10 protein-coding genes and 1 pseudogene are annotated in these 7,792 nt (G+C 31.2%); 8 read left to right on the top strand and 3 right to left on the bottom strand.

What is annotated here, in order from left to right; translation table 11 throughout:
- Window positions 1-268 precede the first annotated feature (268 nt).
- Genes BMX60_RS10990 through yqeC form a run of 7 tightly spaced genes read left to right on the top strand, consistent with a single transcriptional unit; the run spans window position 269 to window position 4,540 of the window.
- A complete protein-coding gene (locus BMX60_RS10990) occupies window positions 269-652 on the top strand; it encodes a DUF2089 domain-containing protein (protein ID WP_091351490.1) in 384 nt (127 codons plus the stop codon).
- Between the two features lie 27 nt (window positions 653-679).
- On the top strand, window positions 680-1,669 hold the full coding sequence (locus BMX60_RS10985; protein ID WP_091351489.1) for a DUF4097 family beta strand repeat-containing protein: 990 nt from the start codon (window positions 680-682) through the stop codon (window positions 1,667-1,669).
- A 16-nt stretch (window positions 1,670-1,685) separates the two neighbouring features.
- Complete coding sequence (locus tag BMX60_RS10980; RefSeq protein ID WP_091351488.1) at window positions 1,686-2,012, top strand: hypothetical protein; 327 nt, start codon at window positions 1,686-1,688, stop codon at window positions 2,010-2,012.
- A gap of 17 nt (window positions 2,013-2,029) precedes the next feature.
- A complete protein-coding gene (locus BMX60_RS10975; protein WP_091351487.1) occupies window positions 2,030-3,070 on the top strand; it encodes a DUF4097 family beta strand repeat-containing protein in 1,041 nt (346 codons plus the stop codon).
- A complete protein-coding gene (locus BMX60_RS10970) occupies window positions 3,063-3,425 on the top strand; it encodes an SHOCT-like domain-containing protein (protein WP_091351486.1) in 363 nt (120 codons plus the stop codon). Before BMX60_RS10975 ends, BMX60_RS10970 begins: the two co-directional genes overlap by 8 nt.
- Before the next feature lie 12 nt (window positions 3,426-3,437).
- Complete coding sequence (locus BMX60_RS10965) at window positions 3,438-3,821, top strand: SHOCT-like domain-containing protein (protein ID WP_091351485.1); 384 nt, start codon at window positions 3,438-3,440, stop codon at window positions 3,819-3,821.
- A 17-nt stretch (window positions 3,822-3,838) separates the two neighbouring features.
- Entirely contained in the window at window positions 3,839-4,540 is a 702-nt protein-coding gene (yqeC, locus tag BMX60_RS10960; RefSeq protein WP_091351484.1) for a selenium cofactor biosynthesis protein YqeC, read from the top strand.
- A gap of 67 nt (window positions 4,541-4,607) precedes the next feature.
- Here the strand turns inward: yqeC and BMX60_RS10955 are convergent, their stop codons facing one another.
- From BMX60_RS10955 to BMX60_RS10945, 3 genes are read right to left on the bottom strand one after another with little or no spacing between them, the layout of a single operon-like run.
- Entirely contained in the window at window positions 4,608-5,462 is an 855-nt protein-coding gene (locus BMX60_RS10955; RefSeq protein WP_091351483.1) for a hypothetical protein, read from the bottom strand.
- 42 nt (window positions 5,463-5,504) lie between these two features.
- A complete protein-coding gene (locus BMX60_RS10950) occupies window positions 5,505-6,260 on the bottom strand; it encodes a YheC/YheD family protein (RefSeq protein WP_091351482.1) in 756 nt (251 codons plus the stop codon).
- Window positions 6,257-6,823 carry a helix-turn-helix domain-containing protein gene (locus BMX60_RS10945; protein WP_143055933.1) on the bottom strand — a complete coding sequence of 189 codons (567 nt, stop codon included), beginning with the start codon at window positions 6,821-6,823 and terminating at the stop codon, window positions 6,257-6,259. Before BMX60_RS10945 ends, BMX60_RS10950 begins: the two co-directional genes overlap by 4 nt.
- Window positions 6,824-7,216: 393 nt before the next feature.
- On the opposite strand from BMX60_RS10945, the pseudogene BMX60_RS10940 reads away from it, so the two are divergent.
- A pseudogene (locus BMX60_RS10940) lies at window positions 7,217-7,606 on the top strand (recombinase family protein); the annotation flags it as partial.
- Window positions 7,607-7,792 lie beyond the last annotated feature (186 nt).

Below are 7,792 nucleotides of genomic sequence, written 5' to 3'. Positions count from 1 at the left end.
GGCGAATTAGAGCGGTACCCTTCTTCCTTTTAGATAGAAGCCTTAAATCTCGACGCAAAACTTTGTTAGAATGTTTAATTACCACAGCCTTTAAAAAATGACTTTGTCTACATTTTTTTAATAGGAAGTTTTAGATTTCTTAGATAGGTATTAATTTTTTAAAAATTTTATCACAAATCTCTTGCATTTTACATAAATATTAGTATAATTAAATTAAAGATTAAAATATTTAACATCAACATTAAAAATATTGAAAGGAGGGGTTGATGTGAAAAGACAAATGTTAGGTCGTTGCCCTATTTGTACCGCCAATCTTGACATCACCCGTTTACACTGTCCTAGTTGTAATACTGCTATTGAAGGAAAATTTGACCCCTGTAAGTTTTGTAGACTGCCATTAGATCAGCAGGAATTTATAGAAGTGTTTATTAAATGCCGTGGCAATATCAAAGAAGTGGAAAAGGAATTAGGAATTTCATATCCTACCGTTAGGGGTAGGTTAGAAGCTGTTATTGAAAGTTTAGGTTACAGACCAGAACCAATTCCTAAGACTGATCCTGAAGTGGCTAGAAAAAGGAAAGAAGTTTTAGATGCTTTAAACAAAGGGGAAATAACGGCAGAAGAAGCAGTAGCTTTATTGAAAAAAGTGTAGGAAGGGGAAAATAAGGGGGGTTGTAAAATGGAAGAAAGGTCTATTATTTTAACTATGTTAAAGGAAGGGAAAATTACAGCAGAAGAAGCTGAAAAGCTATTGGCAGCTTTAGATGAAGATCTAATGGAAGAGGAAGAAGTTCAGCTAGAAAAAGAAGAGGGTAAAAGTAAATATGTGGAAACTGAAACTAATTTTGGGCTAATTGATAAACTAATTAATGTTTTAAATTTTGGAAGTAATATAGGGCCAGTTTATGTATTTACTGAAGATTACAAACACAATTTCACTTCCAAAGAGATAGAGTTAGATATTAAAACTAAAAATGGTTATATCAAAATTAACACATGGAATAAAGATTATGCCTTTGTTAAAGTAACCAAAACGGTGCGGGGAATTTTTTCTGGAGAAAAGGCTGAAGATTTAGTGAAAAGTTATAAGGTTTTAAAACTAAAGGAAAATGGGATTGAAACAGAGAATTATAAAAACCGCCGTTTAAAGATAGATTACGATATAACACTTCCCCAAAATGTGGTTGCAGAGCTTTATACTACATCAACTAATGGAAAAGTGGATTTACAAAATTTAAAGCTGGTTCAAGGGAAAATTAATTCGGTAAATGGAAAGATCAATATAGATAATGTCTTCGCTAAAGAGATGGAAATTTCAGGGGTAAATGGGATAATTAAAGTAGAGGGAGAAATTGAAAATTTGAAGGCGGATACTGTCAATGGAGGAATTTCTTTGGTTGATAAAGGTAACCATCAAGGGGATGTCCATTTATCAACTGTTAATGGAAGTATCAGGTTATCATTACCTGAAGGGGTAACAGGGGTTTATATAAAATCAAATTCTGTAAATGGCAGAACTAAAGTTGAACATACTGATTTAAAAGCTAATATTCTTAATGGAAAATTTTTGGCTAGAAATGTAGAAGTAACATCACCAGGTGAAATCAAAAGAAACTATAAGATAAGTACTGTCAATGGTAGTCTTAGTATAACAGAAATAGTTAATTAGTTGGGAGGTAGAGAAAATGATGGATATTTTAATGTCTACAAATGTACAAATTGGGATATTTTTTATAATCTTGGTAGCTATAGTAACTAATTTTATCTTGAAAATGTATGCTATTAAAATGGGTGTTTATAAAAAGATATATGGCCTTTGGAGAATCAATTGGAAGAAAATAAAAGAAGGGTTATTTTTAGCTGGATTAGCAGGTTTATTTCTTTATACTATTTATCATCGTTGGAATTTCTTATGGATTCTTGGAGCATTGATAATTTATGTGGGAATATCTCAAGTCCTTTCTGGATTTTTTGAGTTCCGTACCTGGAAAAGCAAGAAGTATTGGGATTAGAATAAGGGGGAGTTGAGATGACTTATTATGAAAAAACTTTTCCCCTTTCCTTTGGAGGTAAAATATTATTGTGTATTGATAAAGGTAAGGTAAAGGTATGGGGTTGGGAAAATGCCAGTTGCAAGTTAGAAGTAAGTGGAGAAAATCTTAATGTCAATTACAAAACTAGAGAAGATGAGTTGGAAATTGAACTAGAAGGTAGAGAAAAAATAGTTACATTATACCTTCCTAAAGAATGTAAGTTTGCTATTGAAGGTAGTTATGTAGATGGTCATTTGGTTAACTTAGAAGGGAAAATTTTTGTAGATATAGGTAAAGGTAATTTTAAGTTCTCCAATATTAAAGGGGATGGGGAAATAGATATTGAAAAGGGTGAGTTAGAACTAGAAAATATCCAAGGTAAATGGTTTATAGATAATGGTATTGGCAATATTACCGGCTTTAGCATCAATGGAGAAATAAATATCGAAAATGGTAAAGGGAATATAGAATTGATCCGATTAAATGGAGAATGTGACTTGGAGAATGGAAAAGGAAAAGTGAAATTTAAAGATAGTGGAGGTAACCTCAATTTATACAACGGTGTTGGTGATTTAACTTTAGATAACTGTAATTTTAAAAGATTAGCAGCTGAAGGAAAAGGAAATACAGAAATAGTAATACCCAGCAATTTCCATGGGGTATGGCGTATTTTTAATACAGGGGATTTCTACCTCTCTATTCCAGTAATTGCTCAACTGAATTTTAAAATAGAGAGTAGTTACTTAGATAATAAATTACCTTGCCTTAATTTGGTTAAAAAAGGGGATTTTTATGAAGGTCATCTTGGTTCTAAAGGGAGAGGTTCCTTGTATATTGAAGGGGCGAAAAATGTTAGCATAATCAAGGGTAATTCTAACCTCATTTTAGATAGTGAACAGAGTGGATATGGTGAAGATGAATATAATGAAGAAACATTACGGATTTTACTGATGCTTAAAGACGGTATTATAACCTTAGAGCAAGCCAATGAGTTATTAGAAACAATCCAAAATAGTGGAGGTGAAATTTATGAATGAAGAAAAATTACAAGTTCTTAAAATGATTGAAGAAGGAAAAATAACTGCTGAAGAAGGTATAAAATTATTGGCTGCGGTAGAACAACGGGATTGGGAAAGTGTTGAAGGGGAAAGAAAAGCTAAATACCTATATATTAGAGTAGAAGATCTCCATACTGGTAGAAAAAAAGTCAACTTAAAGGTTCCCTTTTTCTTAGTAAACTTTGGGATGAAATTTTTGCCTAAAGAAGCAGAAGGAGTAACTCAAAGAGATCTTGAAAGGGTAATTGAAATAGCTAGACATGGTGGGTTAGGAGAAGTTTTGGAAGTAGTAGATGATGAAGATGGTATTAAGGTAAAAATGTGGGTGGAATAAGGAGGGGATATTGTGGAAAAAGAAAGGTTAGAAATCCTGTCACTAGTCAAAGAAGGGAAAATAACTCCTGAAGAAGGGGTACAACTGTTATCAGCCCTTGAACAAACAAGTAATATAAATGAAAATAATGAAAATTTTGTATTTAATTTTGATGACGAGGAACATGCAAAACTATTAAAAATCTATATTAAGAAAACTAATGGTAAAGAAATACACTGGAGTTTACCAATTTCCTTTGTTAGATTTTTTCTAGATCGGGATAAAGCCCATTTTGCTATCGATGGAGAAAAGATTAATTTAAAACAGTGGTGGGAAAAGTGTGATAATGGGTATAAAGGAATTTTATTGGATAAAAATACGAGCTCTGGTAAAGAGATAAAAATAGAAATAGTTTAATAGGAGAAGATGGGTGAATGATAAAAGCAGCTTTAGAAATAGGTGAAAAAAGTTTAATAACTATGGTAGGTGGTGGGGGTAAAACTACAGGATTATTTCTGTTGGCTAAAGAATTGAAAAACTCTCTCATAACCTCTACTACCAAGTTTTTTGCCCCACCTTTAGAAGAAAATATCATTCCAGTTAAATGGCCCCAATTTACCGGTGAACCTGGGAAAATACCTTTGGTTTATTCTCAGCGGGATGGAGAAAAATTTCTAGGGATCGATGTTGATGGAGTAGAAAAACTAAAAGAATGTTCCCTATTCGATCATATTTTGTGTGAAGGGGATGGGGCTAGGATGAAACCATTAAAGGTATGGAAAGAGGGGGAACCAGTAATTCCCCCTAGTACTACCCATCTGGTAATTAACATCGGTAGTAAAGTATTTGGAAATAGGTGGGGGGAAAGGTGGGTACACCGCCACCATTTACTCCCATTTCAAAATGAAATCATCGATTTTTCTACTTTAATAAAAATGGCTGAAAAAGGTGTTTTCAATTTTCCAGGGGTAGAAGGGAAAATATTTATGGCTATAAATCAGTGGGATGTTATGGTAGATCAAGTGAACTTAGAGGAAATACAAGAATTTGGAGAAAAAATAAAAAAAACAGTACCTAATCTTTACAAAGTACTGTTTTTATCCTACGAAAAAAATCAAGTTTATTATAATGTATAGCAAATAGGGAAAGGATATCCTTTCCCTATTTCATTGACTGTGGTAACCTCCACTATTTACAGCTTTTTCAACCTTTACCACTTTTTTTATAGATATCTTGGGGATGAAAGGGGTAGGATTTCTCCTGTTCTTTTTCTTTTATTTGCTGCTTTGCAAGGATTTTTTTCATATATGCCTGAAGTTTTGGTGATGGATTCTTAACTAATTTACCTCTATTATTTGTGTTATCATCCACAATTAATTCCTCCTTTATCGTTCTAGTTAATTCCTGAATCTCTTTTTTTTCAACTATAGGGTTTTCTTTTTCTATATAATTTTTTTTATTAAAAATACCTTCGTCTATTGTAGGTATTTTACCACTGGCAAATTTGAATAAACCTAGTAATATAGCAATAGGTAACAAAATTTTACTATCTTTGGAACTTCTCCAACTTATAGTAACCCAGGGTACCGTTAGTTTATGCCAAAGGGAAATTTCTTTATTTCCTTTTAGTTTTTTAGGTGGCACAATATAATCTATTTGGAATATTCTAATTATTGACCAACCGATATCTGCTGCTAAACGTCTACTGCCATTGAGGTTAAATCCTTGATAACCTGTTTTGTAAATACCTTCATCATTGTTAAGTTCTAAAACTAGATTAGTATCTGTGGGAATGTAGTTTTTATTAACCTCATTTACTATACAACCAGCTCCTGTTAACAGTTCTATTAGGTGTTTTATTACATCACTTTTTTGCCTACTGGTATCCATTACTCCGATTTTAATGCCAAATAATGGACTATCTAAAAAAACTACCTTTTCCTCCTTTAATATAGAATAATCTTCCCACAGGGATTCCAAAGGTAAATAAATTTTGTCATCTATTTCTTTACCTTCTATACTTAACTGATTAGTGCCTTTAATTATTACATAGGACATACTTCTCCCTCCTCCCAATTAATCTCTTTATCCTAGTTTATTCTAAGAACTTTTATTGGTGCTAATGATCTTTTTATTTTCTTTAATTTTTTCGTAAATCTTCATATCTATGGCTTTAAAAAGGTTAAAGTTAGGAGAAGTATTAACCTCGATAATCCAAGGTTTAGCTTCATAATCTAAACCTATATCAAAACCTAGTCTTTTGAAATTAGGAAAATATTTGGTTAGTGAATGAATTCCTTCTTGACAGAGTATGATAATCTCTTCTTTCTTTTGTTCAATACTTTCCTTGTTAAATCCATTTGTTGATAGATAATCTTCTAAAGTTGTAGCATTTCCTCCAATAGTATAGTTAGAAACTATATATCCTCTTTTACCGATTCTAACCCCTATACCTTCTAATAGCCAGTTATTATAGGGTTTTTGGAAAAGTACCCGGATATCTGCTATCCTATTATTATATTTCAGCATGTGTAGTCCTTGCTGTATTAAATAGCTATCTTTTACTAGAAATTGGTTTAAATATTTTTCCAAACCATTTAATGATGGAAATGTATAGGTTTTATCTTTTTCTTTCAAAACGTACATTTTGTTAATATAAATAATTGACATAACCCCTTTACCTAGACTGCCATTAACAGGTTTGATGTATAGGTAATGATATTTATCCAACAATTCTATTAGTCCATTTTTTGAATAGGGGATTGTTTCTAAAAGATGTTCTCTAATTTTTGGATTATGGGATAAAATTTGCTGTTTTAGTAGTTTATTAGTTTCATGGATGTTCTGAGAAATCATTTGATATCTTCCTTGATTTTCCCTAAATATTGTAAGGCCCAGAGTACTAATTGGGTTCTGTTTTTTAATCCTAATTTACCTAACATATTACTGATGTGATTTCTAACTGTTTTGTCACTAATAAACAGTTTATTACTGATTTCTTGATCATTTAAACCTTGTAATAATAGGTTCAAAACTTCATTCTCTTTTTTACTCAATAGCTCAATGTTTTTGTTGGTAATCTGTAATTTATTAACATAATAACTTAAAATTTCAATGACAATCTGTAATATTTTAGGATTATTGGTATATAAATTCACATTGAGTCTTGGGAGTAAAATTATAATATTAGTGGAATTTTGATAATCTTTAGAGATATTTTCCCTTAGAATTATATGGTTGTCTTTAGATAATTTTTTTATTGAATCACCCTTTAGATTATCAGTCACTAAAATTATGTCCCGACTTGATTGATAGCTATCTAGATCATTAAAAACTAGTTCATGTTTTGTACTAAGATATTGTAAAATTTCCTTTGTTAAACCTTGAATATTTGAATTTCCAATAATTAATAGTTTCATGCTAACACATCCTCGCAGTATTCTCCTTTCACAATAATTTATGAAAAATTCCCTTATTTGGTGCATTTATAATTAGATTTTCACCACAGGTTCCTCAACAATCTATAACTGGACAAACTATAGAACAGCAAGGGGAACAAAGGACGGTAGATACTAACCAAAGGAGTACAGAGCAAAATAGTAGTGCTCATATTGTAACCCAGCGAGAAATGGAAAGGTTATTTTGCCCACCATTCTCCTACCTATGGAACCCCAGCGGAGATGGTTAGAAGTGCCGGTATGGTTATTAAAATAAATAAAAACAACAAAGAACATCAAAAATTTTAATAAATAATACTATTATTAAAATAAATATATGTTATAATTATCTTATAAGTAGATGGTTATAATGAAATCAAAAGAAGTCTTGTATCAAGACCTACTCTAACAAAATATGTAAAAGAAGGCTTAATAAAAGTAAATACTTTATCTAACGGTAGATATGATTATGACAAAGACAGTGTATATAAATTATTTAACCGAGGAATAGAAAGAAAAACTTATATTTATGCAAGGGTTTCTACGCTAAAACAGGAGGATGATTTAGATAATCAAATACAATTACTAAAGCAGTTTTGTTTTAGTAATGGATACTGTGTATAAAGAGTATTTTCTGATATAGCTAGTGGAATTAGTTTAAAAAAAGAAAAGATTTTTTAAAATGCTTGATGATTTAATGGCGGGTAAAGTAGTAAAAAATATCATTGCGAGATAGTGGTGATGAGTGAAGTAGGTTCTGAAGAAAAGGAGGTGAATAGAGAAAATGAAAGCCAATCGTGTTGAAAAACATATAATATATCCTAAAAATCCATATTACCAAATGTTAGACGAATATTGTTTTAAATCTAAGAACCTATACAACTTTGCAAACTATCAAATAAGGCAAAAATTTTGTAAAGAAGGCAAATATATCTCTTACAATCAAATGGA

This window comes from Anaerobranca gottschalkii DSM 13577, assembly GCF_900111575.1.
GTDB lineage: Bacteria > Bacillota > Proteinivoracia > Proteinivoracales > Proteinivoracaceae > Anaerobranca > Anaerobranca gottschalkii.
This window is presented reverse-complemented; position numbering and strand designations above follow the sequence as displayed.